Origin of the sequence: Paracoccus sp. FO-3 (assembly GCF_006386455.1) — a bacterium.
In the GTDB taxonomy this organism is placed as follows: domain Bacteria; phylum Pseudomonadota; class Alphaproteobacteria; order Rhodobacterales; family Rhodobacteraceae; genus Paracoccus; species Paracoccus versutus.
This window is the reverse complement of the sequence record NZ_VCBQ01000011.1, coordinates 38,545-61,054: the sequence shown is the minus strand read 5'-3', so window position 1 is coordinate 61,054 and position 22,510 is coordinate 38,545. Positions and strand designations below refer to the sequence as shown.

General features: G+C 65.6%; 24 protein-coding genes. 7 read left to right on the top strand and 17 right to left on the bottom strand.

The window, feature by feature from the left end; translation table 11 throughout:
• Positions 1-24: 24 nt before the first annotated feature.
• From FE811_RS04910 to FE811_RS04890, 5 genes are all read right to left on the bottom strand, one after another.
• The gene (locus tag FE811_RS04910) at positions 25-1,062 is read right to left on the bottom strand and encodes a zinc-binding dehydrogenase (protein WP_140846903.1); all 1,038 of its coding nucleotides are present in this window, start codon (positions 1,060-1,062) and stop codon (positions 25-27) included.
• A gap of 7 nt (positions 1,063-1,069) precedes the next feature.
• The gene (locus FE811_RS04905) at positions 1,070-2,005 is read right to left on the bottom strand and encodes an ABC transporter permease (RefSeq protein WP_255469656.1); all 936 of its coding nucleotides are present in this window, start codon (positions 2,003-2,005) and stop codon (positions 1,070-1,072) included.
• Positions 2,006-2,018: 13 nt separating this feature from the next.
• Positions 2,019-3,524, bottom strand: a complete 1,506-nt coding sequence (locus tag FE811_RS04900) for a sugar ABC transporter ATP-binding protein (protein WP_140846899.1) — start codon at positions 3,522-3,524, stop codon at positions 2,019-2,021.
• Positions 3,525-3,531: 7 nt separating this feature from the next.
• Positions 3,532-4,491, bottom strand: a complete 960-nt coding sequence (locus tag FE811_RS04895) for an ABC transporter permease (RefSeq protein ID WP_036750608.1) — start codon at positions 4,489-4,491, stop codon at positions 3,532-3,534.
• A gap of 96 nt (positions 4,492-4,587) precedes the next feature.
• Positions 4,588-5,700 carry a sugar ABC transporter substrate-binding protein gene (locus FE811_RS04890; protein WP_181180819.1) on the bottom strand — a complete coding sequence of 371 codons (1,113 nt, stop codon included), beginning with the start codon at positions 5,698-5,700 and terminating at the stop codon, positions 4,588-4,590.
• Positions 5,701-5,925: 225 nt separating this feature from the next.
• On the opposite strand from FE811_RS04890, the gene FE811_RS04885 reads away from it, so the two are divergent.
• The gene (locus tag FE811_RS04885; protein ID WP_036750604.1) at positions 5,926-6,579 is read left to right on the top strand and encodes a TetR/AcrR family transcriptional regulator; all 654 of its coding nucleotides are present in this window, start codon (positions 5,926-5,928) and stop codon (positions 6,577-6,579) included.
• A gap of 6 nt (positions 6,580-6,585) precedes the next feature.
• Here the strand turns inward: FE811_RS04885 and FE811_RS04880 are convergent, their stop codons facing one another.
• The 12 genes from FE811_RS04880 to FE811_RS04830 all read right to left on the bottom strand — a co-directional run bounded on the left by FE811_RS04880 (position 6,586) and on the right by FE811_RS04830 (position 16,435).
• Entirely contained in the window at positions 6,586-6,726 is a 141-nt protein-coding gene (locus FE811_RS04880) for a heme-binding protein (RefSeq protein WP_140846897.1), read from the bottom strand.
• 27 nt (positions 6,727-6,753) lie between these two features.
• Entirely contained in the window at positions 6,754-7,107 is a 354-nt protein-coding gene (locus FE811_RS28165) for a TRAP transporter large permease subunit (protein WP_255469655.1), read from the bottom strand.
• The gene (locus FE811_RS28160) at positions 7,071-7,436 is read right to left on the bottom strand and encodes a bestrophin family ion channel (protein WP_255469658.1); all 366 of its coding nucleotides are present in this window, start codon (positions 7,434-7,436) and stop codon (positions 7,071-7,073) included. The genes FE811_RS28165 and FE811_RS28160 overlap by 37 nt, the downstream gene beginning before the upstream one ends.
• Before the next feature lie 249 nt (positions 7,437-7,685).
• The gene (locus tag FE811_RS04870; protein ID WP_370362662.1) at positions 7,686-9,131 is read right to left on the bottom strand and encodes an aldehyde dehydrogenase family protein; all 1,446 of its coding nucleotides are present in this window, start codon (positions 9,129-9,131) and stop codon (positions 7,686-7,688) included.
• Positions 9,132-9,149: 18 nt separating this feature from the next.
• A complete protein-coding gene (locus FE811_RS04865; RefSeq protein ID WP_140846895.1) occupies positions 9,150-10,016 on the bottom strand; it encodes a dihydrodipicolinate synthase family protein in 867 nt (288 codons plus the stop codon).
• Positions 10,013-10,369 (bottom strand): ferredoxin family protein, encoded by a 357-nt coding sequence (locus tag FE811_RS04860; RefSeq protein ID WP_036750596.1) that lies wholly within the window; start codon positions 10,367-10,369, stop codon positions 10,013-10,015. Before FE811_RS04860 ends, FE811_RS04865 begins: the two co-directional genes overlap by 4 nt.
• A 5-nt stretch (positions 10,370-10,374) precedes the next feature.
• A complete protein-coding gene (locus tag FE811_RS04855) occupies positions 10,375-11,151 on the bottom strand; it encodes an enoyl-CoA hydratase-related protein (RefSeq protein ID WP_140846893.1) in 777 nt (258 codons plus the stop codon).
• Complete coding sequence (locus FE811_RS04850) at positions 11,148-12,317, bottom strand: CaiB/BaiF CoA-transferase family protein (protein WP_140846890.1); 1,170 nt, start codon at positions 12,315-12,317, stop codon at positions 11,148-11,150. Before FE811_RS04850 ends, FE811_RS04855 begins: the two co-directional genes overlap by 4 nt.
• Positions 12,318-12,331: 14 nt before the next feature.
• Positions 12,332-13,696 carry an FAD-dependent oxidoreductase gene (locus FE811_RS04845; RefSeq protein ID WP_072461855.1) on the bottom strand — a complete coding sequence of 455 codons (1,365 nt, stop codon included), beginning with the start codon at positions 13,694-13,696 and terminating at the stop codon, positions 12,332-12,334.
• Between the two features lie 80 nt (positions 13,697-13,776).
• Complete coding sequence (locus tag FE811_RS04840) at positions 13,777-14,580, bottom strand: ABC transporter permease (protein WP_140846888.1); 804 nt, start codon at positions 14,578-14,580, stop codon at positions 13,777-13,779.
• A complete protein-coding gene (locus tag FE811_RS04835; RefSeq protein WP_140846886.1) occupies positions 14,580-15,383 on the bottom strand; it encodes an ABC transporter ATP-binding protein in 804 nt (267 codons plus the stop codon). The genes FE811_RS04840 and FE811_RS04835 overlap by 1 nt, the downstream gene beginning before the upstream one ends.
• A 17-nt stretch (positions 15,384-15,400) precedes the next feature.
• Entirely contained in the window at positions 15,401-16,435 is a 1,035-nt protein-coding gene (locus tag FE811_RS04830; RefSeq protein WP_036750585.1) for an ABC transporter substrate-binding protein, read from the bottom strand.
• 146 nt (positions 16,436-16,581) lie between these two features.
• On the opposite strand from FE811_RS04830, the gene FE811_RS04825 reads away from it, so the two are divergent.
• The 6 genes from FE811_RS04825 to FE811_RS04795 all read left to right on the top strand — a co-directional run bounded on the left by FE811_RS04825 (position 16,582) and on the right by FE811_RS04795 (position 22,500).
• Positions 16,582-17,487: a LysR family transcriptional regulator gene (locus FE811_RS04825; RefSeq protein WP_036750583.1), complete on the top strand. Its 906-nt coding sequence runs from the start codon at positions 16,582-16,584 to the stop codon at positions 17,485-17,487.
• A gap of 607 nt (positions 17,488-18,094) precedes the next feature.
• Positions 18,095-18,745, top strand: a complete 651-nt coding sequence (locus tag FE811_RS04815; protein ID WP_036750581.1) for an ABC transporter permease — start codon at positions 18,095-18,097, stop codon at positions 18,743-18,745.
• 25 nt (positions 18,746-18,770) lie between these two features.
• A complete protein-coding gene (locus FE811_RS04810) occupies positions 18,771-19,919 on the top strand; it encodes a betaine/proline/choline family ABC transporter ATP-binding protein (protein ID WP_072461850.1) in 1,149 nt (382 codons plus the stop codon).
• Entirely contained in the window at positions 19,916-20,638 is a 723-nt protein-coding gene (locus tag FE811_RS04805; protein WP_072461849.1) for an ABC transporter permease, read from the top strand. The genes FE811_RS04810 and FE811_RS04805 overlap by 4 nt, the downstream gene beginning before the upstream one ends.
• Positions 20,639-20,675: 37 nt before the next feature.
• Positions 20,676-21,560, top strand: a complete 885-nt coding sequence (locus FE811_RS04800; protein WP_140846882.1) for a glycine betaine ABC transporter substrate-binding protein — start codon at positions 20,676-20,678, stop codon at positions 21,558-21,560.
• A 64-nt stretch (positions 21,561-21,624) separates the two neighbouring features.
• Positions 21,625-22,500 carry a nitrilase-related carbon-nitrogen hydrolase gene (locus FE811_RS04795; protein ID WP_140846880.1) on the top strand — a complete coding sequence of 292 codons (876 nt, stop codon included), beginning with the start codon at positions 21,625-21,627 and terminating at the stop codon, positions 22,498-22,500.
• The last annotated feature ends 10 nt before the right edge of the window (positions 22,501-22,510 follow it).

The window sequence follows — 22,510 nt, the reverse complement described above, 5'->3', positions numbered from 1 at the left end:
GGGCTCCTCGGGAATGCTGCAATGTCAGTTCTGCGAAATGACGATCTGGGTCTTCAGGTCGGCGGGCCGCTCGGCCAGGGTCTCGAAAGCCTCCTGGATGCGCTCAAGCGGATAAGAGGCCGTGGTAAAGGCATCGGTGCGAAACCGGCCATGCGCCAGCAGCGCCAGCGCGTCATGCATGTCCTGACCCATGCCTGCGACCGAACCTTTCAGGCTGTTTTCTTCCAGGATCGTGCGCAGGATCGGCACCGGCACCGCCGCGTCAGCGCCGGTCAGGCCGAAGAAGGCGACATGGCCGCCCTTGCGGATCAGGTCGAATGCGGTGGCGTAAAGCGCCGGATGGCCCACGCTTTCGATCACCAGATCCGCACCCCGGCCGCCGGTCAGCTCAAGCACCGTGGCCTTCAGTTGCGCGGGATCGCTGACCGCGGCATCGGCGCCGACATCGAAAGCCATCGCGCAGCGTTCCGCGGACAGGTCGGCAACGATGATCGGCGCAGCCCCCACAAGCCGCATCATCTGCACATGCAGGTTGCCGACCGGCCCCGCACCCAGCACCACGACCGATTGCGCGATCCCGGCCTGTGCCTTGCGCGCCGCGCGGACCACGCAGGCGACCGGCTCGGTCAGGGCGAGGATCTCGGGGGCGATGTCATCGGGCGCGGGAATGACCAGCCGACCGGGCAGCGCGACGCATTCGGCAAAGGCGCCGTCGCGGGTGATGCCAAGCTGCACCATGCCGGGGCAGTTCAGCACCTCGTTGCGGCGGCACCAGTAGCAATGCCCGCAGCCGATATTGATGTCGGCGACCACCATCCGGCCCGGCGCCAGATGGCGCTGGTTCGCGCCGGCCTCCTCGATGATGCCGCAAAATTCGTGCCCCGGAATGATCGGCAGGTCGTCGGCCGCATAATGGCCGTGGAACATGTGCAGGTCGGTGCCGCAGATCCCGGTTCGGATCACGCGGATCAGCACCTCGTCGGGACCGATCTGCGGGCGCGGCACCTCGCGCAGTTCAAAGCGGCGCGGGGCGACAAGGACGGCGGCTTGCATCGTGGTCATGGCAACCTCACTTCACCGTGCGCAGTTTCGAGCGGTCGATGGTCAGGGCGATGGCGCCGATCAGCACCAGTCCGAACAGCATCTGCTGCTGCGTCGCCTCGACCCCCAGATAAAGCATCGAGGCCCGGATGACGGCGACGATCAGCGTGCCGATCAGCGTGTTCAGCACGCCGCCGACGCCCCCGGTCAGGGGTGTGCCGCCGACCAGCACCGCGACGATGGCGGGCAGCAGGAAGCCGTTGGCGATGGTCGGCGCGCCGCCCGACAGCTTGACCGAGAACAACAGCCCCGCAATCGCCGCCAGCGCCCCGGAAATCGCGAAGGCCAGCATCTTGTAGCGCCCGACATCGATGCCGGATGCCTTCGCCGCCGGCTCGCCCGCGCCCACGGCCTTCAGCACCCGGCCCAGGATGGTGCGCCGTTCGATGAACAGGCACAGCGCCAGCAGGGCGGCGGCCAGGAACAACTCGTTCGGGACGATGCCGGTATGGCCGATCATCCAGCCGAAGACGGCGTTCCTCTGTTCGGCATCCATGTTCAGGGCGCGGTTGCCCGACAGCCATTGCGCGATCGAAAAGCAGACCCCGCCCACCGCCAGGGTCGAGATGAACGAGGGCACGCAGAGCCGCGTGGTCAGGAAGCCCGACATCATGCCAAGCCCGAAGCCCGCCGCGATGCACAGCACCGCCACCCACGCCCCCAGCGAGGCGAGGTAGATCGAGGCGATGACCGTGATCATGTTGGCCATCGACTGCACCGAAAGGTCGATCCCGCCGATATAGATGGCAAAGGTCAGCCCCAGCGCCATGATGAACAGCGGCACGATGTCGCCCGCAAGGCTCAGCAGGTTCGCGGGGCGCAGGAAATTCGGATCCACCACGCCGACCATGGCGGTCAGCACCAGCAGGGTGATCCAGGGAAGATGCGGTTTGATGCGTTGCATGGTCATCTGCGCCTCAGATCATGTGGTGGAGAAGATCGTAGAGCGACGGCTTGGCGCCCGGCCGGCAATCGAAGCGCTGCCGGATCGCGCCATCCTTCAGCACGACGATGGTGTGCGACAGGCCGATGGCCTCTTCCAGCGTGTCGGCCACCAGCACGATGCCGACGCCGTCGTCGCTCATGTCGCGGATCATGTCGTAGACGTCTTCCTTGGCGCCGATGTCGAGCCCCCGCGTCGGGTGGTCCAGCAGCATGATGTCGGACCCGCCCGAACGCCATTTCGACAGCACCACCTTCTGCTGGTTGCCGCCCGACAGGTTGCCGCAATCGGCGAATTCGGAATGCGCCTTGATCGACAGCTTCCTGATCCAGTCCCGCGCCAGCGCCTTTTCGCGCGCCACGTCGATCACCCCCGCCCTGGAATAGCGTCCCAGCTGGGAAAGGGTCATGTTCTCATAGACGTTCATGCCCGAAACGATGCCCTCGACCTTGCGCTCGCGCGGCACATAGCCCACGCCCATCGCGACCGAGCGGCGCGGATTGAAGTCGCGAAGCTCTTGCCCCTTCATCTCGAAGCGGCCCGAGACCGGCGCCAGCATCCCGTAGATCGTACGCAGGATCGCCTCGCGACCCGAGCCTTCGGTCCCGACCAGGCACAGCACCTCGCCCGGATGCAGCGCCAGGTCCAGCTTGTGCGGGCGCCCCGGCAGGACGATGTCGCGCATCTCGAACAGCGTCCGCGAGGCGTCATAGGGCTTCTGGCGCTGTTCGCGGTAATATTCGCGGTCCACGTGGCGGCCGACCATCTTGTGCTGGATCGCGCTGGCATCGGCATCGGCCTTGGCGACGACATCCATCACCTGCCCGTCCTTCATCACATAGATGCGGTCCGAAAGCGCCATCACCTCGTCCATGCGGTGGCTGACGAAGATGAAGGACGCGCGGCTGGTCAGTTCGCGCACCAGCTTGAAAAGCAGCTTCACCTCCTCCTCGGACAGCACCGAGGTCGGCTCGTCCAGCAGGATGACCAGGTCGCCCTCGACCCGTTCCTCCAGCGTCAGCACCTTGGCCAGTTCGACCAGCTGGCGCTGCGCAAAGGACAGGGCCGAAGTCACCGTGGCGGGATCGATCTCCAGCTTGACCTTGGCAAGCTGTTTCTTCGCAGCCGCGGCCATCGCCTTCCAGTTCACCACGCCCAGGCGGGTGAACTGCGCCTCGTAGCCCAGGAAGATGTTCTCCATCACCGTCAGGTTGGGGATCAGCGACTGTTCCTGGAAGACCATGCCGATGCCGCGTTTCATCGCCTGCCGGGGATTGGCGAAATGCACCGGCTTGCCGTCGATCAGGATCTGGCCGCCGTCGGGCTGATAGGCGCCGTAGATCACCTTCATCAGCGTCGACTTTCCTGCGCCGTTCTCACCGACCAGCCCGACGATCTCGCCGCGCTTGATGTGGAAGTCGATGGATTTCAGCGCATGGACGCCGGGGAATTTCTTGTCGACCGAGCTTAGCTGATACATGGCGGCCTCATTTCGCGAAACTGACAAGCCGCCGGTCGGTGGACAGCACGACCGCGACGATGACAAGGACGCCCAGCAACCCGTCCTGCAGGTAGTTGGGCAGGCCGATGACGACCATGCCATTGCCGATGACATTGACGATCAGCACGCCGACGACCGCGTTCAGCACGCCGCCGATCCCACCCCACAGCGCGACGCCGCCGACGACGACCGAGGTGATGGCGATGAACATCAGGTTCGCGCCTGTCACCGATTCCGCCTGCCCCAGCCGCGCCACCTGGAAGATCGCGGCGATGGCGTAGAACACCCCGGCCAGCGCGAAACCCGCCAGCCGCACCCGGCGCACGTTCACGCCCGAGGCATGGGCAAGCTCCTCGCCGCCGCCGACGGCGTAGAAGTTACGGCCAAGCGTGGTGTGGTTCTGGATGAACCAGGCCAGCAGGACCAGCAGGACGGCGATATGGACCATCAGCGGAAAGCCAAGGATGCGCCAGGTCAGCAGGGCGCGGAACACATCGTCATCAATGCGGACGATATCCCCGCCCGTGACCAACACCGCCGCCCCGGTGCCAACGAAGCCCATCGCCAGGCTGGCCATGAACGACGGGATCTGAAGCCGCACATGGACCATCCCGGTCAGCCAGCCGAAGAAGGCGCCGCAGAGCAGGATCGCCGGAATGGCCAGCCAGGCGCCCGCGCCCAGGGAACCGCCCAGCTTCAGGAACAGCAGGCAGAACAGCACCGCGCAAAGCGACACCGCCCCCTCCATCGACAGGTCGATGGAGCCCATGACGATGATGAAGGTGACGCCAAGCGCCACCATCATCGGCGGCGTCGCGGCCAGCGCGATCCGGGCCAGGTTGCGTTGCGACAGGAAGGCGGGATTGATCGCCGTGAACAGCACGACCAGCCCCAGCAGCACGAGGGCCGGAGCCCATCGGATGACATTCTCGCGGGTGAGCTTCATCTTCAACGCAGTTCTCCTCAACACTGCCCGGCCGCGCGCCCCTGGAAAGGACGGCGGGGAGGACCGCAGCGCGGTCGACCCGTGGATTTTCAGAAGTCAGCGATACTGGATCTGGCCGTTGCCCGGCCCCCAGAAATCGGTCCAGTCATAATCCGGCGTGGCGTCCAGATACTGGGCCTTGAACTCGGCTGCATCGGCCTGCGTGATCAGGATCGTCGGGCCGTAGAACTCGCGATGCTCCTGCGGCTCGTCCGAGGGTTTGAACGTGCCGATCGCGGCATGATAGGCCAGGGCCGCCGAGATGCCGCCACCCCAGTAGGGATTGGTAAAGACCGTCGCCAGAAGCTGGCCGTCCATGACCAGCTTCACCGCCTCGGGATTGCCGTCATAGGCGACGATGGGCATGTCGGTGATGCCTTCGGCCCGCAGCGCCTCGATCACGCCATAGGCGATGTTGTCGGCGGCGCAGTGAACGCCGGTGATGCGGTCGCCATAGCGGGTCAGGAAGGACGACATCAGCTGCGCCGCCTTGGTCGTGTCCCAATCGGCGGGCTGCGCGTCCAGCAGTTCGATGTCGGGGAAATCCTTCAGGGCGTTATGCAGCCCGGCCAACCGCTCGACCGCCGGATTGTTCGCCGCGATCCCGCCCAGGTGCACGACGCCGCCCTTGCCGCCCATCGCCTCGAACAGGATCCGCGCGGTCTGCTCGGACGGCTGTTCGTCCGACCAGGTCATGTGGCTGACGTAGTTGTCGCCGAAATCCCAAGGGTGCAGGTCGTCGGTCTTGTTCCAGATGGTCGAGATATAGCCCCCCGCCGCCTGCACCGCCTCGACGATGGGCCGGGCGTTGGGACTGTCGTTCGGATCGCAGGCGATGGCGCAGTTGCCGCCCGTCTTGGCCAGGAAAGCCTTGATGTCGGCCAGCGATTTTTCCGACGACCCCTCGCTGATCAGGCTGACCAGATCGGATTTGCCGCGCCCGATGGATTCGACAAAGGCCTCACCGCCCGAGACGACAGCGTTCCAATAGGCCGAGGCACGGTCGCGATAGCTCCAGGCGATGGCAGGGTCCACCAGCGCGGCGCGCGCCTGCCCGCGGCCGGACATCCCCGGAACGGCCATCGTCGCGATGCCGGCGGCACCCGCCAGCAGCAGCTTGCGGCGGGTCATGACCTCGCGGTCGATAAAGTCCTTGATGAACGTGGACATCCTCAGCCTCCCTTGCAAGGCGCCGCCAGGATCTCTCCTCAGACCCGAGATGGCGGCACAGTCGATAACGCACTAACTGGTTACTTGTTTGCAGGGAGGCGAGTCAAGCGGAATCATTAACCGGATGGTGCATAAAGTTGCCATCTCCGTCTTGCGCCGGGCAAGGAGTGCGATAACTTTCCGTAGGACGGCATTGGACCAGCACAGAATTACCGGAGACGCAGCGTGACCGCAGAAGCCAAGACGCCACAGCGCACCAAGCACCGCACCCGCGATGCGGAAGCGACCAAGGCACGCATTCTCAAGGCGGCGCTGAACGAGTTTTCCCGCAATGGCCTGGGCGGCGCCCGCGTGGACGTGATTGCGGAAAAGGCCGATGCCAACAAGCGGATGCTCTATCACTACTTCGGCAGCAAGGAAGAGTTGTTCCAGACCGTGCTGGAGAATGCCTATATCGACATTCGCGACGCCGAACAGAAGCTGGACCTGGACCACCTGCCCCCGAAGGAGGCGCTGGAGCGGCTGGTGCGCTTCACCTGGGAATATTACCTGAAACACCCCGAGTTCATCACGCTGGTCAACAGCGAGAACCTTCACCGGGCCAAGCACTTGAAGAAATCCGAGATCGTCAAGATCTACAGCCGCCGCTTCGTGTCGATGGTCGACACCATCCTGCAGCGCGGGGTCGCAAGCGGCGAGTTCCGGCCGGGAATCGATCCGGTGCAGCTGAACATCACCATCGCCGCGATCGGCTATTACTACCTGACGAACCGCTTCACCGGCTCGATCATCTTCGAGCGCGACCTGATGGCGAAAGAGGCGCTGGAAGAGCGCCTCCGCTTCAATATCGACACGATCCTGCGCCTGGTCAGCGCCTGACCCGCTTCAGATCCCGCTGGACAGGCCCAGACGGCAAAGCCCCGCCTGGGCATATTCCGCGTCCTCCTGTCCCAGCGCCCCCGGCACGCCGATTCCGCCCACGATGGCCTCGCCGTGAAGGATGGGTAAACCACCTTCCCAAGTGATCCCGCGGGCGGTTTGCCAGCCCTGTCCTCAGATCGTCGGCATCAGGATCACCGGCGTGGCATCCATGAACGTGGCATCCATGAACAGGCCCAGCACCAGCAGCAGGATGGCGACGAAGATCAGGGTCGGGCTCGACACCATCTCCGAGACGTTCTGCGCCAGCATCATCGCGATCTGCTCGCGCGCGCGATCCAGGCGTCGAGCCCCGAGACCGAGACGACCGTCATCAGCGCACCGACCGATATGGACCAGACTAAGGTAGAATTCGGCAAAGTTCAGCTTGCGATGGACGATGCCCAGGAAGACGGCATAGACGACGGCGAACGGGCCTTCCAGCTGATGGCTCAGCGCGCTGAGCCCGAAGAAGGTATAGGCGAGCAAAGCACCCGCAGCAGCATCCACCAGCCCAGCGACCCGGCCAGAGCAAAAGGCGGCAGCAGGCGGAAGACCAGCGCCCTGCGGGGCAGAAACAGGGAAAAGGCTAAGGGCACCGGAGTCGCGGCGATCCGCCCGCAGGCCGCCTGCGCCGCGGAAGGGCGCAGAAAGAGACCACGACAAAGGCGATCCGCCAAGCCGCCACGGCCAGCAGCGCATGCGATTCCGGGATGCGCCTCAGGCCATGGCCGGTAAAGGGCTGGCAACCGATCTTGGTCGAGGCCCCGAAGGCCCCCGACAAGCGCAGCCCATCGCAGAGGCCGCCGCGCCCGCATGTCCCAAAGCCCCAGCATGGCGAAGCCCAGCCCTGCCATGATGCCGACGCGCGGCAAATCGTCCGGTCCCGGCAAGGCGGCATTCGGATCGCGCTTCGGGATCGGCAAGCCGAGCTTCGGCCCTTCGATGGCATGGTCCCCGCGCCGCGCTTCGCGGGCCGGAACGGGATGCGCCACCGGCCAGCGCGGGCTTAGCCATGCATTCGTCCCGCCTCCAGGCCATGGCATGGGCGGCCAGTGGCCCGATTGCTAGGCAAGCTGATAAGCTGTCTTCACCACCGTGTAGAACTCGGCAGCATAGCGGCCCTGTTCCCGCGGACCGAAGGACGAGCCCTTACGCCCTCCGAACGGCACATGATAGTCGACGCCCGCGGTTGGAAGATTCACCATGACCATCCCCGCCTCGACCCTGCGGCGGAATTCCGACGCGTATTTCAGGCTGCCAGTGCAGATCCCGGCTGAAAGGCCGAACTCCGTGTCATTGGCAATGGCCAGGGCCTCGTCGAAATCCCCGACCCGGATGACCGAGGCGCAGGGACCGAAGATTTCCTCGCGGTTGATGCGGGCGTCGTTCGTCGTTTCCAGGAACAAGGCCGGGGCCTGGTAGAAACCGGGCTTTTCCAGCTCCAGCCGCTCGCCGCCAACCACCTCGGCCGCTTCGCTTCGCGCCAGCTCGACATAGGCAAGGTTGGAATCCAGCTGGCGCTGGTCGACCACCGGCCCGATCTGGGTATCCGCCTGCAAGGCATCGCCAACGCGCAGGGCCCGCATTTCGCGGCCAAGCATCTCGACAAAGGCATCGTGGATGCCTTTCTGCACGATCAGCCGCGAAGACGCGGTGCAGCGCTGCCCGGTCGAGAAGAACGCGCCATTCAGGCAGGCCTGCACCGCAGTCCGCAGATCCGCGTCGTCCATCACGACCATCGGGTTCTTGCCGCCCATCTCGAGCTGCACCTTCCGGCGCAGGGTGCCGCATGTCGCGGCGATGCGCGACCCGGTCGCGGCCGAGCCGGTGAAGGACACCGCGTCGACGCCCGGATGCGACACCAGGGCATCTCCCACGACCGATCCCGGCCCCATCAGCAGGTTGAAGACGCCGGCCGGGCAGCCATGCTTGTGCAGAAGCTGCGCGATCACATGGGCGCAGCCCGGCGTCAATTCGGCGGGCTTCAACACCACGCAATTGCCATAGGCCAGCGCGGGCGCGATCTTCCAGGCCGGGATGGCGATCGGAAAGTTCCAGGGCGTGATCAGGGCGACGACGCCCACGGGCTCTCTGGTGACGGCGACGTCGATGCCGGGGCGGACCGACTGCTGGGCATCTCCGGTGACGCGCAGCGCCTCTCCGGCAAAGAACTTGAAGACCTGGCCTGCGCGGATGGTCTCGCCCATGGCCTCGGGCAGGGTCTTGCCCTCTTCCCGCGCAAGAAGGCGGCCGATCTCTTCCTTGCGCGCCAGCAATTCGGTGCCGACGGCATCAAGCAGGTCATGCCGGACCTGCGGACCGGCAGAGGCCCAAGCCGGAAAGGCCGACCGGGCAGCCTGGACGGCCTGGTCGACCGCGGCGCGGCCCGCGCAGGCAAAACGCCCGATGATGTCGCGCGTATCGGACGGGTTGACGTTGGGCCGGCAGTCGCCGTCCAGCAGCCATTCGCCACCGACCAGGTTGCCCTGGATTTCGTTCATGTCTTTCATGATTGTCTCCTGCTGGGTTCAGGCTGCGACGCGATCGAACGCCAGTCGATCCAGCGATGCGATGGCGGACGCGCCAAGGGCCGTGAAGGGCGGCAGCACGTTCTGCCATTCGGGGTTGGCGGTGCGGCGGGCCACCAGATGTTTGACCGCGGGGATCAGGGGGCATGCCGATATGGCGGCCCGCAGCTCGGCCAGCCGGGGCGCCAGGCCCGCCTCTCCCCGCCAGACGCGGGCGCATATCGGGGCGGTGTGGTTCGCCGTGGCCGAGATGCAGCCCGCGAAGCCGTCCCTTCGTCCCTCGGCCAGCGAGGTTTCCGAACTGGGAAAGACCTGCAGGCCGGGAAGCCTGAAGGCCAGGCTGCGGCAATAGGAAAGGTCGCCGGAACTGTCCTTGATGCCGTCGAACCGCTGCGGCGCCGCGGCGTGCAGATGCGCGATCACCCTCTCGGGGATCACGAAACCGGTCATCTGCGGGAAATTGTAGAACCAGACCCGGATCGGCCGGTCTCCCAGCGCCGCGTGAAGCGCCAGATACCAGGCGATCAGCCCCTCTTCGGACGGGGGCGTATAGTAATAGGGCGGCAGGACCAGGGCCACAGGATAGCCCAGGTCATCGGCATGACAGGTCAGGCCGATGGTTTCGTCAATCGACGGCGTGCCGGTTCCGACCATCAGGCGGCAAAGGTCCAGCGCCTCGGCGGCTTGGATCATGACCATGCGGCGCGTCCCGGTGTCGAGGGAATTCGCCTCGCCGGTAGACCCCAGGACGTTCAATCCGTCGCAGCCGTTGGCCAGGGCCCAGCGCGCATGTTCCACAAAGGCGGCCCCCAGAAAGCGGCCCCGTGCGTCGATCGGTGTCGGCACCGCAGCGACGATCCCTTTCATCCTGTTCTCCTTTGGTTTGCCTGCATGGCTGGACGAGGGCCGACCGGCAGATCCGGGTGATCCGGCCGGGGCGCCATGGCGCGGGACCAGCCGCCGGGTTCTTCCATCTCGCCCGCCTCGTTGATGAAGACCTCGCGGTTGATGCGCGCGAAGATGGCGTTTTCGGGGTCCAGCTCATCCTCGTATCGGATCGCGTCGACGGGGCAGATGCTTTCGCACATGCCGCATTCGATGCATTCGGTCGGGTGGATGTAGAACATCCGCTCGCCCTCGTAGATGCAGTCGACGGGACAGGAGGTGGTGCAGATCCCGTCCTTGACGTCGATGCACCGGCCCTGGATGACAAGCGCCATGGCGCCTACCGGCCGCGCCAGACGGGCGCGCGCTTTTCGCGGAATGCGGCGACGCCTTCGATCGAATCCTCGGATTGCAGGGCCGCGATCAGGGCCGGGCGGCGCAGGTCGCGCGCCTCGTGCGGATTCAGGTGGGCCGTCGAGCGGATCGTGTCCTTGATCGCGGCCACCGACAGGGGCGCGCAGGACAGGATGTCCGCGACCCAGGCGTCAACCTCGGCATCCAGCCGGTCGGGCGGCACGACCGCATTGACCAGCCCGAACTGCGCGGCCTCTTGGGCAGAGAGCATCCGGCCCGTCATCATCAGCCCCGCCGCAATGTTGCGGGGGATCAGGCGCTGCAGGGCGACCATGCCGCCGTCCAAGGGCAGGCGTCCGACCCGCGCCTCTGGCAGCCCGAACCGGGCTTCGGTCGAGGCGATGACGATATCCGCGCCCAGCACCATCTCGAACCCGCCGCCAAGGGCAAGGCCGTTGATCCGGGCAATGACCGGCACGGTCAGGCTTTGCCGCAGGGCGATGCCGCCAAAGCCGTTCGGATTGGCCGCCCCCCAGTATTCCAGCCCGCTCAGCCCGTTCGCGGCCTTCATGTCCGCGCCGGCACTGAAGGCCCGGTCCCCCGCCCCGGTCAGGACCACGCAGCGGACATCGCTGCGCGTCTCGATTTCCGACCAGATGCGGTCAAGCTTGGCATCGGTTGCCGCATCGACGGCATTCATCCGGTCGGGGCGGTCGATGGTGACGCGCGCGACCTGGTCGACGACTTCGAAGCGGACGCTCATACCGCCTCCTTCCGCGCGACGGCGTTCAGGCTGAATTCGCGGATGACCTCGTCGGTATGCTCCCCCAGTCGCGGCGGCGCATGGCGGATCACCACCGGAGCCTCGCTGAGATGAACGGGCGAGCCGACCAGGGTGATCTTTCCCAGGATCGGATGGTCCAGGTCCAGCAGCATGCCATTGGCCGCGGTCTGGGCGTCATCCAGCGCCTCGCCCAGGGAACGGACGGGCGCGCACAGCAGGTCCTGATCCTCGAGCCGCTTGATCCAATGGGCGGTCGCGTTGGTTGCAAAGGCATCGCGGAAGCGTCCCTGCAGATAGGGCTTGTGCGCCCGCTGCGCCGCAAGGTTCGGATAATCGGCCGACAGATCCTCGATCTCCAGGGCCGCGCAGATGTCGCGCAGCGGATGCGGCTTGAAGGCGCCGACCACCACCACCGCCCCGTCGCTGGTGTCGAAGACGCCGGTCAGGGGCATCGCGGCCCAGTTCAGCACCTCGCGATGCTTCGACCATTGCGCGGCCTCTTGCATCTGCATGGCGATCATCGAATCGTAGAGCGAGACGCCGACCTTCTGCCCGCGCCCGGTCTTGGCCCGCGCCAGCAGCGCGGCAAGGATCCCCTGCACAAGATGCATCCCGGCGGTGTAGTCGCACAGCGTGGTCGGATAGATCGACTTCGGAACCGCCGGATCCTGGGTCTTTTCCATGACCCCGGTCATCGCCTGGGCCAGCACGTCCTGGCCGCCCTTGTGGGCATAGGGGCCGACTTCTCCGAAGCCGGTGCCCGAGGCGCAGATGATGGCGGGGTTGATCTTCGACAGCGTGTCATAGTCGAAGCCCAGGCGCCGCATCACCCCGGCCCGGAAATTGTCCACGACCACGTCCGACTGGGCGACCAGGTCATAGATCATCCGGCGGCCGGCTTCGGACTTGGTGTTGATCTCCACCGACCGCTTGTTGCGATTGAGCGAGGCGAAGACCGCGTTGTTCATCGCCTCCTCGCTCGGCTCGCCGAAGAAATTGCGCGACAGATCGCCCTCGCCCGGCCGCTCGATCTTGATCACGTCCGCACCGAAATCGGCCAGCATCTGCGTGGCGCAGGGCCCCATCATCACCTGGGTGAAGTCGAGGACGCGGATGCCCTCCAGCGGAAGGTGCTGTTTCGTCATGGTCGTTCCCTTTCTCAGGCGGCGGCGATTGGTTCGATCAATGCGTTGGCCGAGGGCATGTCGCCCGGATCGGCGCCCTGCGCCCGCATCTGTTTCTGGATGGCCCTGACATCGACGTCGCGCAGCGCGCAGTTCGCCTCCAGCGCCTTGGCCACGGCCACGCCCGCGGCCTCGCCCTGGGCCATGCAGGGGGGGATTTCGCGCGATTGCTTCTGCGCCTCGCTTTCGACGGAATAATGGCGTCCGGCGACGATCAGGTTGTCGATGCCCTTGGGCAGCAGCGCCCGATAGGGCGTGTAATAGTCCCGGCCCCGGCAGACCGAGTCGTCGAAATGGCGGCGCCGTTTCACATCGTCCTTGGTGACGACGTATTCGCCCTGCAGCAGCCGCGTCTGCCGGATGCCCATCTGCTCGGCCGCGCCCAGCATCTTGGCATTCTCGAAGCCCGGCAGGTTTGCGCGGGCGAATTCCAGCAGCGCCATCATCCGGCGGCGGCCTTCGTATTCGGCCTCGACCATGTGTTCCGGCGACAGGCCGTCATAACCCGGCATATGCGGGCAGTTGCACCAGACGACGCCGGGCAGCGGCGTCTTCAGCCACCACATCCCCCAGGCCCCGCCGATGACCCGCCTCGCCTGGCGGTCCAGGGCCTTGAAGGCTTCGGGGTTCTCGTATTCGAACACTTCCGCCTTGGCGGTGTCCACGTCCATCAGGCGAAAGACCGTCGTGACGATGAACTGCCCGGTCGCGAAGGACGCGCCCGCCGAGGCCGCCACGTCCAGGTCGCCCGAGGCATCGACCACCATCCGCGCCCGGATCGCCTGCCGGCCCAGCTTGGTCTGCACGATCACGCCGGTGACGCGGTTGTTCTCGACGATGGCTTCCGAAAACCAGCTGTGGGTGCGCAGCTCGATCCCGGCCTCGGCGACCAGGTCCAGGCTGACCCGCTTCCAGGCATCGGGATCAAAGGCGACCGCGTGGATGATCGGCTGCGGCATGCCCTGCTTGTGAAAGTCGATGCAGCCCCAGCGCGCCCATTTCCGCCACATTTCCCAATTGGTCAGGCAATCTTCGGGCGGGGGAAAGACAGCGCCGTCCTGGCGCTGCATCCGGTCCACGAATTCGCTGACGATGCCGGTGGTGACGATCTCGGTCCCGTCGTTCACCATGTCGTCCAGCACAAGGACCATGCCTCCCGACGCCATGCCGCCCAGGTGGTGATAGCGCTCGACCAGCGTCACCCGCGCCCCGTTCCGGGCGGCCGACACGGCGGCGGACAGACCTGCCGGTCCCGCCCCGATCACCACCACATCGGTGTCGCTGACGACCGGCACCTGCTCGGCCCTGGTGGTAAGAAAATCCCTGATGCGATCGGTCATTTTGGACAAGCTCCTCCTGTCACGCCGGGGCGGGTCGGGCCCACGGCGTCGATTTCCGGTTGTTTTCGAAGGGTCTCAGGCTACCAGCGCACGATCCGGCGTTCGGCCAGCGTGACCAGGGCGAACATCAGGACCGACAGCCCCGAGGACATGAGCACCGTGGCGTAGAGCAGCGGCGAGTTGAAATTGAAGGTCGCGTCGATGATCAGCGCACCCAGGCCCAGATCCGCCCCGACCCATTCGCCCACGATCGCACCGATGACCGAGGTCGTGGCCGAGATTTTCAGCGCCGAGAACAGGAACGGCAGCGACGACGGCAGGCGCATCTTCCAGAAGACCTCGGCTTTCGAGGCCGACAGGATGCGCGCCAGTTCCAGCGTCTGGGGGCTGACCGATTGCAGGCCGCGCACCATGTTGACCAGGGTCGGGAAGAAGCAGATCAGCGCGGCGATCACCACCTTTGCCGTCATGCCCGGCCCGAAGATCAGCACGAGGATCGGCGCGATGGCCAGGATCGGGATCGTGTTCACGAAGACGGCGATCGGGAAGAACGCCCGCTCGACATTGCGGGAATGGACAAAGGCCACCGCGATCAGGATGGCGGCCAGATTGCCCACCACGAAGCCCGCCACGCTCTCGAAGAAGGTGGGCCAGAAGTTCTGCATCAGCAGCGGGAACTTCTCGACAAAGGTGACGGCGACATCCGAAGGCGCGGGGGCGATATAGGTCGGCACGCCGAAAGCCCTGACCCCCAGTTGCCACAGGCCGATCAGCGCGACTGCCGTTGCTATGGGCACGATGGTCGAGACCAGCCTTTCCTTGCGCGCCGCGCTTCGGGCGAGGGCATGGGGATCGTCGATGCCAAGGTTTTCGATGACAGCCATCAGCAGGTCTCCAGAAGTTCGCGCAGATAGCTGCAATAGCGGTTGAACTCGGGCGTATCGCGCAGTTTCATCTGCCGCGGCTCGGGCAGGTCTATATCGACGATCTCGCGCAGGCGTCCGGGATTGGCGCGCAGCATGATCACCTTCTGCCCCAGGAAGACCGCCTCGGAAATGGAATGGGTCACGAACAGGATCGTCGTTCCCGTTTCCCGCCAGATATCCAGCAGCTGAAGGTTCAGCCGGTCGCGGGTCATTTCGTCCAGGGCGCCGAAGGGCTCGTCCATCAGCAGCAACTTGGGCTGGCACAGCAGCGCGCGCGCAATGGCGACCCGCTGGCGCATCCCGCCCGAAAGTTCGTGCGGAAGGGCGTTTTCGCGCCCCTTCAGGCCGACCAGCTCCAGCAATTCGCGCGGATTGCGCGGCCCGGTGGGGATTGCGACCCCCCGCTTGCGCCCGATTTCCAGCGGCAACTCGACATTCTTCAGCGCCGACCGCCAGGGCAGCAGGGCGGCATCCTGGAAGACGAAGGCGAATTCCCGCGCCAGCCGCGCCTCTTCGGTCGTCTTGCCGAAGATCGAGACATCGCCCCCCGCGGCGGGGATCAGGTCCGAGACCAGCCGCAGCAGCGTGGACTTGCCGCATCCCGACGGGCCAAGGATGGTGTAGAACGCACCGGCCTCAAGCTCCAGGTCAAGCTTGTCGATCGCGGTATAGGTTCCGAAGCGGACCGTTGCCGCGTCCAGCCGGGCCGCCGGAGCGTTCCCATGCGTCGCACCGACCGGCTGCCCCACAAGGGTTTCCATGGGTTCCATCATGTCGTTCAACCGTATACCGGCCGCACCGCGGCGATTTCATCCAGCACCGAAAGGGTCATGACGTCATCGACCGCAGGCGCCGCGCCTTCGAACTGGCCAAGGCGATCGTAGATGTCGATCTGCGCCTGCCAGTTTTCGCGCGTCATCGTGCCCCAGCCGTGTTCGCGCGTCACCTCGTTGAAGCTGTATTCGACCACGGAACCCACCGCCGCGAGTTCGGCATCCCGGTCGAGGTTGGGATAACGCGACACGAGGATGTCGACAGCGGCCTCGGGATTGTCATGCACCCAGCCCCAGCCGCGGGCGATCGCGCGCAACATCCCGCGGACCTGCTCGGGGTTTTCGTTCAGCGACTTGTCGGTGACATAGTAGGGATTGGCGTAAAGCTTGATGCCCGCATCCCACAGGGTCATGTCGACCCGCTCGGGCCCCAGCACCGACAAGGCGCTGACATTGGTTTTCCAACCCGTCACCACATCGGCCTGGCCCGTCAGCAGCGGCGACATGTCCGCGCCCATCACAAGCACCTCGACCTGATCCTCGGGGATGCCGTTGGCGGCCAGCAGCGCCTGCAACAGGATCCGCGCGGTGCCGTTGGTGGCGACGGTCTTGCCGATCAGATCCTTCGGCTCCCGCACCGGGTTCTTCTCAAGCGAGAAATAGGTAAAGGGGTGCTGCTGATAACCTGCCGCGATGCATTTGACCGGCAGCCCCTGGGAGCGTGCCAGCATCAGCGACGGGCTGGAGCTGATGGAACCGATCTCGGCCCGTCCCGACGCGACCGAGGCAACGCCGTCCACGTTCGGACCCCCGGCAACGACGTCCAGCGCCAGCCCTTCCTCGGCGAAATAGCCGTTCTGATCGGCGGCCAGCTCGCCCAGGATGCCATTCCCCGCCAGCCAGCCGAGCTGCAGCTTGATCGTATGGGTATCGGCGGCCCAGGCCCGTTCGATGCTGATCCGGGTTCCAACAAAGGCGGCGCCAAGGGCCGTCATACCCCGCAGCAGGCTGCGCCGGTCCATCCTTGTTCTGTATCGCATCTTTCCATCTCTCTGTTGGTGGGAAGGCGGCCCTTGTTTCGACCTTGTTGCCCTGACTTTAGCGTTGCAGAGGCAGTGCAGATAGAAGAAAGTTCTGCCAACGGTGGTGCAGAAAACGCATCGCCCCCCTTTCGCGTGGAGGCAGCATGCATACCAGCTTCCTGAAGTATTTCGACGAGGTCGCCCGACAGCGGTCGATCCGCAAGGCGGCGCAGCTTCTCAACGTCTCCTCGACCTCGGTCAACCGCAAGATCCTCAACGTCGAACAGCGGCTGGGCGTCTCGATCTTCGACCGCACCCCCGAGGGGGTAGAGCTTACGGCAGTCGGCGCGATCCTTCTCGAGCATTGCCGCACGGTGCTTCACGATTTCGAGCGCACCAAGATCCTGATCGACGACATGCGCGATCTGCGCACGGGGCATATCAATATCCACACGATCGATTCGATTGCGATGGGCTGCCTGCCTCGGGCGATGAACGAGTTCGGCAAGATCTATCCCGACATCTCGATCTCGGTCACGACCGCCCAACCCGAGGACGCCTTGCAGGCCGTGGCCGGCGGCGCGGCAGAGATCGGGATCGCCTTTACGTTCTCGGACCATCCCGGCGTCAGGCTGCTATCCGAAAAATCCGCGCCCTTCGGCGTCATCGTCCGTCCCGACCATCCGCTTGCGGGCCGGACCAGTGTCACCATCGACGACATTGCCGCCTACAGGCTGGTGCGCACCATAGACGCCCGAGGCGGCAATTCGATCATCGACCAGGCGATCACGACATTGGTGACGCCGCTGTCGACGCATATCTTCACGAACACTTTGTTTCTTGCGAAGCAGATGATCCTGGGCGGTCACGGGATCGGGCTTTACACCAAGATCGGCTTCTACGACGACGTCGAGGACGGCCAGCTCCGCTTCGTGCCGCTGATCCAGGAGATGCTGGCAAACATCCGGGTGGGGATCTTCGTATCGACCTCAAGCCCGATCGACCCGGCCAAGCATCTGATGTGCAACGCGCTTGCAAAAGAAATGGCAAGCATGCGCCTGGATTCCTGAACCCCGAGGCATATCCGTAGCACCCCCCGGCCCATGGCCCGAAGGTTCGGCGGGTTCCGCCCAGCCCGCCGCTTCGGATGCCGATACGGGCGATGCCTGCCAGGATGTTCGCCGAGAGGTCCGATACGACCCTCAGCCAGCCAAAGGCGCAGCGCGCAGCAGATCTGCGGCATCCCGACCTGGCTCTCGACGGCCGGCCCGCTACTGGCGGCGAGGCCAAGAAATACGCATCGCGCGGCAGTTCATCCGCCCGAACGGCGGCCGCTTTCCGGTCAACGCCTCGCTGGCTCATCTTCGTCCCTGGATCGTCGCGATGAGCCAGAAATCCTTCCGCCTTCAACCAATTCCGTCCCATGGGCCCCGGCGGCCGGACACGGCAGGGTGGTCCTGCGGCCGGAATTGTTGCAAGATGGAGCCATGCGACAGATCTGCGATATGCGATCCGGCGGAGGGAGGATCTCCGCCCCGGCTCAATGGCGCCTGAACCGTCCTCGCGACGGATTCGTGCAAGCTGATGACGAATTGGCGCAACTTGATGCCGTTTCAACCGGGCTATTCCGGGATAGCGCCGATCAGGCCTCCATCTCTGCCCGAGGGAAAGACGGATATGGAAATAATTGGTTTCATTGCGAATAACTGGCCGGTCATCCTGCGTCTGGCGGGCGAGCACATCTCGATCGTCGCCGTGGCGGTGGGGCTGGCGATCCTGACGGGCGTGCCCATCGGCATCGCCATCACCCAGAACCGGCGCGTCGCGGACGGGGTGCTCTATGTGGCCTCGATCATCGTCACCATTCCCTCGATCGCGCTCTTCGGCCTGATGATCCCGATCCTGTCCAAGATCGGCCAGGGGATCGGCTGGCTGCCCGCGGTGATCGCGATCCTGCTCTATTCGCAGCTGCCCATCGTGCGCAACACCTATACCGCCATCACCAACGTCGATCCGGCGCTGCGCGAGGCGGCGACGGGCATGGGCATGACGCCCTTTCAGCGGCTGACCCGGCTCGAGATCCCCATCGCGATCCCGGTCATCATGGCGGGCGTGCGGACCGCCGTGGTCATGAACATCGGCGTCGCGGCGATCGCCGCCTATATCGGCGCCGGCGGCCTGGGCGTGCTGATCGCGCGCGGCATCTCGCAGACCGACCCACGCCAGCTTGTCACCGGCGCTCTCGCCGTCTCCCTTCTCGCCATCGTGGCCGACTGGGCGCTTTTGCAATTGCAAAAGCGTCTGACCCCGGCCGGGCTGAAACGCTGACGCTTCCGAGCAAGGACTTTTGCGGATGATCCGACTCGAAGACCTGACCAAGAGATTCAAGACCCCCGGCGCCGACATCGTGGCCGCCGACCGGGTGAACATGGAAGTGCCCACCGGCGAGATCTGCATCCTGCTGGGGCCCTCGGGCTGCGGCAAGACCACGGCGCTGAAGATGATCAACCGGCTGATCCCGCCTACCAGCGGCAAGATCTACATCGACGGCCAGGACACCTCGCAGCTGGACGATATCCAGCTGCGCCGCAACATCGGCTATGTGATCCAGCAGATCGGCCTGTTCCCGAACATGACCGTCGAGGAGAACATCTGCGTCGTTCCCCGGCTGCTGAACTGGGACATCCGCAAGGCCCGGCAGCGCGCGGCCGACCTGCTCGACCTCGTCGGGCTCGACCCGCGCCAGTTCCTGCGGCGCTATCCCAAGGAGCTGTCCGGCGGCCAGCAGCAGCGCGTCGGCGTCATCCGGGCGCTGGCCGCCGATCCGCCGGTGATGCTGATGGACGAGCCCTTCGGCGCCATCGACCCGATCAACCGCGAGATCATCCAGGACGAGTTCCTGAAGATGCAGGCCGAGTTGAAGAAGACCATCATGTTCGTCAGCCACGACATCGACGAGGCGGTGAAGATGGGCGACAAGATCGCCATCTTCCGCGCCGGCCGGATCGAGCAATACGACACGCCCGACATGATCCTGGCCCATCCCGCCAATGCCTTCGTCGCCGATTTCGTGGGCGCGGACCGCACGCTCAAGCGACTGCGGCTGGTCACGGCCGAACAGGTGGCCTCCACCGAGGTGCCGGTGACCGCGCGGTCGACCAAGGTGTCGGACGCGCTGCACCAGCTGACCGTCGCAAAGGCGCGCCGCGCGGTCGTCATCGACAGCGACCGCCGCCCGGTGGGCTTCGTGACCGCCGAAGAGATGGCCGGCGCCTCGGGCGCGGTCCGGGACTTTGCCCATCCGCTGCCCGCCACGGTGCCGATCCGCGCGGACCTGCGTGCCGTGGTATCGGAAATGTTCGCGCATGACACGATGTGGCTGGCCTGCACCGACGATCACGGCCGCTTCGCGGGCGTCATCACCCAGCCGGACGTGACCGCGGCCTTGCGCGCGACCTATGGCCCCGACAAGGGCGCGGGACCGGAACAGGGGGCGTCATGACACGCTGGCTGGGTCTGGGGCGCGGGGCGACGATGCTGCTGGTCTTCCTGCTGGGCATCTGGGTGGCGACCTCGGGGTTGCTGGACCAGATCACGGCATACTGGGACGACATCACCTACCTGACGCGCCAGCACGTGTTCCTGGTCGCCAGCTCCGGCGGCGCGGCGATCCTGGCGGGCGTGCCGGTGGGCATCTGGCTGTCGCGCCCCTCGATGGAGCGCTATGCCGAGACGGTGATGCAGGTCTTCAACATCGGCACCACCATCCCGACGCTTGCGGTCATCGCATTGTCGATGACGCTTCTGGGCATCGGCTTTCCCCCGGCCTTCTTCGGGCTGTTCGTGGCCTCGCTCCTGCCCATCGTGCGCAATACCTATGCCGGGCTCCTGGCCGTGCCTTCGCACCTGAAGGAGGCCGCGACGGGCATGGGCATGACGCAACGGCAGATCCTGATGCGGGTCGAGATCCCGAATGCGCTCTATGTCATCTTCTCGGGCATCCGCACGGCGCTGGCGATCAACGTGGGCACGACGCCGCTGGCCTTCCTGATCGGCGGCGGGGGCCTGGGCGAACTGATCTTCACCGGCATCGACCTCATGGACACGGGCATGCTGCTGGCGGGCGCGGTCCCGACGGCCGCGCTGGCCGTGGCCGTCGATTTCCTGATGGGACAGGCGCAGTTGCGGCTGATCCCGAAGGGCGTGAATCCGCTTCGATAAGGCGGAACAAAACCAACAACCAAAGGGAGCTAACACCATGAACATCACTGTCAAATCCGGCCTTGCCGCACTTGCCTTCGCAGCATTCGCGACCGGCGCGCAGGCGGCCGACATCGTCGTCGGCGGCAAGAACTTCACCGAACAGCAGATCCTGTCCGCCATCACGCAGCAGGTGCTGGAAGCGAACGGCCACAGGGTCGACAATCGCGCCGGCATGGGCTCGGCCGCGGTGCGCCAGGCGATGGAGAACGGCCAGATCGACGTCTACTGGGAATATACCGGCACTTCGCTGATCACCTACAACAAGATCGAGGAAAAGCTGGACCCCCAGCAGACCTATGACACGGTCAAGGAACTGGACGCCCAGAAGGGCATCGTCTGGCTGAACCCGTCCCAGGCGAACAACACCTATGGCCTGGCGATGCGCGCGGCGGATGCCGGCGAAAAGGGCATCGCCTCCATTTCCGACCTGGCCGGGGCGATCAATGGCGGCCAGGCGCTCAGCTTCGGCTCCAACGCCGAATTCTATGCCCGCCCGGATGGGCTGAAGCCGCTGGAGGCCGCTTACGGCTTCGAGTTCGGCCGCGCCAATGTCAAGCGCATGGATACCGGGCTGGTCTATCAGGCGCTGCGGGACGGGCAGGTCGACGTGGGGCTGGTCTTTGCCACCGACGGCCGCATTCCCGCCTTCGACTTCACCGTGCTGGAGGACGACCAGGGCTATTTCCCCAGCTATGCGCTGGCGCCCGTGATCCGCACCGAGGTGCTGGAGGCGAACCCCGGCATCGGCGACCTGCTGAACGAGGTCTCGGCCAAGCTGGACGATCAGGTCATGGCCGCGCTGAATGCCAGCGTCGACGTGGACAAGGTCTCGGTCGAGAATGCGGCGGCGAAGTTCCTGCAGGATAACGGCCTTATCTGAGGTGGAACGGGCGGGGGCGGCTGCGCCCCTGCCCTCGGGGTGGTGATGCGAAAGGGCCGGGGCGATGACGACCAGCAAGACGATCACCATCGGGGCCGCGCAATTCTCCAGCGAGATCGGCGATGTCGACGCCAATCTGGACCGCCACCTGCACTGGATCGCGCGGGGGCGCGAGGCCGGGCTGGACATGCTGGTCATGCCGGAACTGTCCCTGACCGGCCATTACGGCTCCGAGAACCTGCTGGACGCCGCCATGTCGCGCAAGGATCCGCGGCTGCAGCGGCTGGCCGAGGCGGCGGGGCCGATGGCCGTGACGCTGGGCTTCATCGAGGAGGGGCCGGCCGCGCAATTCTACAACGCGGCCGCGATCCTCTGCGACGGGCGGATGATCCATCTGCACCGCAAGGTGAACCTGCCCACCTATGGCAAGCTGGAAGAAGGCAAGCATTACGCGCCCGGCCGCTTCGTCGAGACCTGCGAGCTGGTCGGGCATTGGCGCGCGGGCCTGCTGATCTGCGCCGATGTCTGGAACCCGGCGCTGACCCATCTGGCCTTCCTCCATGGCGCCACCCTGCTGATCTGCCCGGTCAGTTCCGGCGAGGAGGCGGTGGGCGCCGATTTCGACAACCCTGGCGGCTGGGCGCTGACCTGCCGGTTCTATGCGATGATCTATGGCGCTCCGGTCGTCATGGTGAACCGCACCGGGACCGAGCGCGACCTGACCTTCTGGGGCGGTTCGCGCATCGTCGATCCCTTCGGGCGCGAACTGGCCGTGGCCGGTTCCGGCGAAGAGATCATCGCCGCGACGCTGGATTACGACGTGCTGCGCCGCGCGCGCCACCTGCTGCCCACCGTGCGCGACAGCAACCTGGCGCTGGTCCAGCGCGAGACGGCGCGGCTGATCGACACCCTGGGCGTCCCGGATTTCGTCCGCGAATGAGGCAAGACGA

Excerpts from the sequence above, each read along its gene's own strand:
- FE811_RS04910 (WP_140846903.1), bottom strand. The coding sequence starts at position 1,062 with ATGACCACGATGCAAGCCGCCGTCCTTGTCGCCCCGCGCCGCTTTGAA.
- FE811_RS04905 (WP_255469656.1), bottom strand. The coding sequence starts at position 2,005 with ATGCAACGCATCAAACCGCATCTTCCCTGGATCACCCTGCTGGTGCTG.
- FE811_RS04900 (WP_140846899.1), bottom strand. The coding sequence starts at position 3,524 with ATGTATCAGCTAAGCTCGGTCGACAAGAAATTCCCCGGCGTCCATGCG.
- FE811_RS04895 (WP_036750608.1), bottom strand. The coding sequence starts at position 4,491 with ATGAAGCTCACCCGCGAGAATGTCATCCGATGGGCTCCGGCCCTCGTG.
- FE811_RS04890 (WP_181180819.1), bottom strand. The coding sequence starts at position 5,700 with ATGTCCACGTTCATCAAGGACTTTATCGACCGCGAGGTCATGACCCGC.
- FE811_RS28160 (WP_255469658.1), bottom strand. The coding sequence starts at position 7,436 with ATGCGGGCGCGGCGGCCTCTGCGATGGGCTGCGCTTGTCGGGGGCCTT.
- FE811_RS04870 (WP_370362662.1), bottom strand. The coding sequence starts at position 9,131 with ATGAAAGACATGAACGAAATCCAGGGCAACCTGGTCGGTGGCGAATGG.
- FE811_RS04865 (WP_140846895.1), bottom strand. The coding sequence starts at position 10,016 with ATGAAAGGGATCGTCGCTGCGGTGCCGACACCGATCGACGCACGGGGC.
- FE811_RS04860 (WP_036750596.1), bottom strand. The coding sequence starts at position 10,369 with ATGGCGCTTGTCATCCAGGGCCGGTGCATCGACGTCAAGGACGGGATC.
- FE811_RS04855 (WP_140846893.1), bottom strand. The coding sequence starts at position 11,151 with ATGAGCGTCCGCTTCGAAGTCGTCGACCAGGTCGCGCGCGTCACCATC.
- FE811_RS04850 (WP_140846890.1), bottom strand. The coding sequence starts at position 12,317 with ATGACGAAACAGCACCTTCCGCTGGAGGGCATCCGCGTCCTCGACTTC.
- FE811_RS04845 (WP_072461855.1), bottom strand. The coding sequence starts at position 13,696 with ATGACCGATCGCATCAGGGATTTTCTTACCACCAGGGCCGAGCAGGTG.
- FE811_RS04840 (WP_140846888.1), bottom strand. The coding sequence starts at position 14,580 with ATGGCTGTCATCGAAAACCTTGGCATCGACGATCCCCATGCCCTCGCC.
- FE811_RS04835 (WP_140846886.1), bottom strand. The coding sequence starts at position 15,383 with ATGGAAACCCTTGTGGGGCAGCCGGTCGGTGCGACGCATGGGAACGCT.
- FE811_RS04830 (WP_036750585.1), bottom strand. The coding sequence starts at position 16,435 with ATGCGATACAGAACAAGGATGGACCGGCGCAGCCTGCTGCGGGGTATG.
- FE811_RS04825 (WP_036750583.1), top strand. The coding sequence starts at position 16,582 with ATGCATACCAGCTTCCTGAAGTATTTCGACGAGGTCGCCCGACAGCGG.
- FE811_RS04815 (WP_036750581.1), top strand. The coding sequence starts at position 18,095 with ATGGAAATAATTGGTTTCATTGCGAATAACTGGCCGGTCATCCTGCGT.
- FE811_RS04810 (WP_072461850.1), top strand. The coding sequence starts at position 18,771 with ATGATCCGACTCGAAGACCTGACCAAGAGATTCAAGACCCCCGGCGCC.
- FE811_RS04805 (WP_072461849.1), top strand. The coding sequence starts at position 19,916 with ATGACACGCTGGCTGGGTCTGGGGCGCGGGGCGACGATGCTGCTGGTC.
- FE811_RS04800 (WP_140846882.1), top strand. The coding sequence starts at position 20,676 with ATGAACATCACTGTCAAATCCGGCCTTGCCGCACTTGCCTTCGCAGCA.
- FE811_RS04795 (WP_140846880.1), top strand. The coding sequence starts at position 21,625 with ATGACGACCAGCAAGACGATCACCATCGGGGCCGCGCAATTCTCCAGC.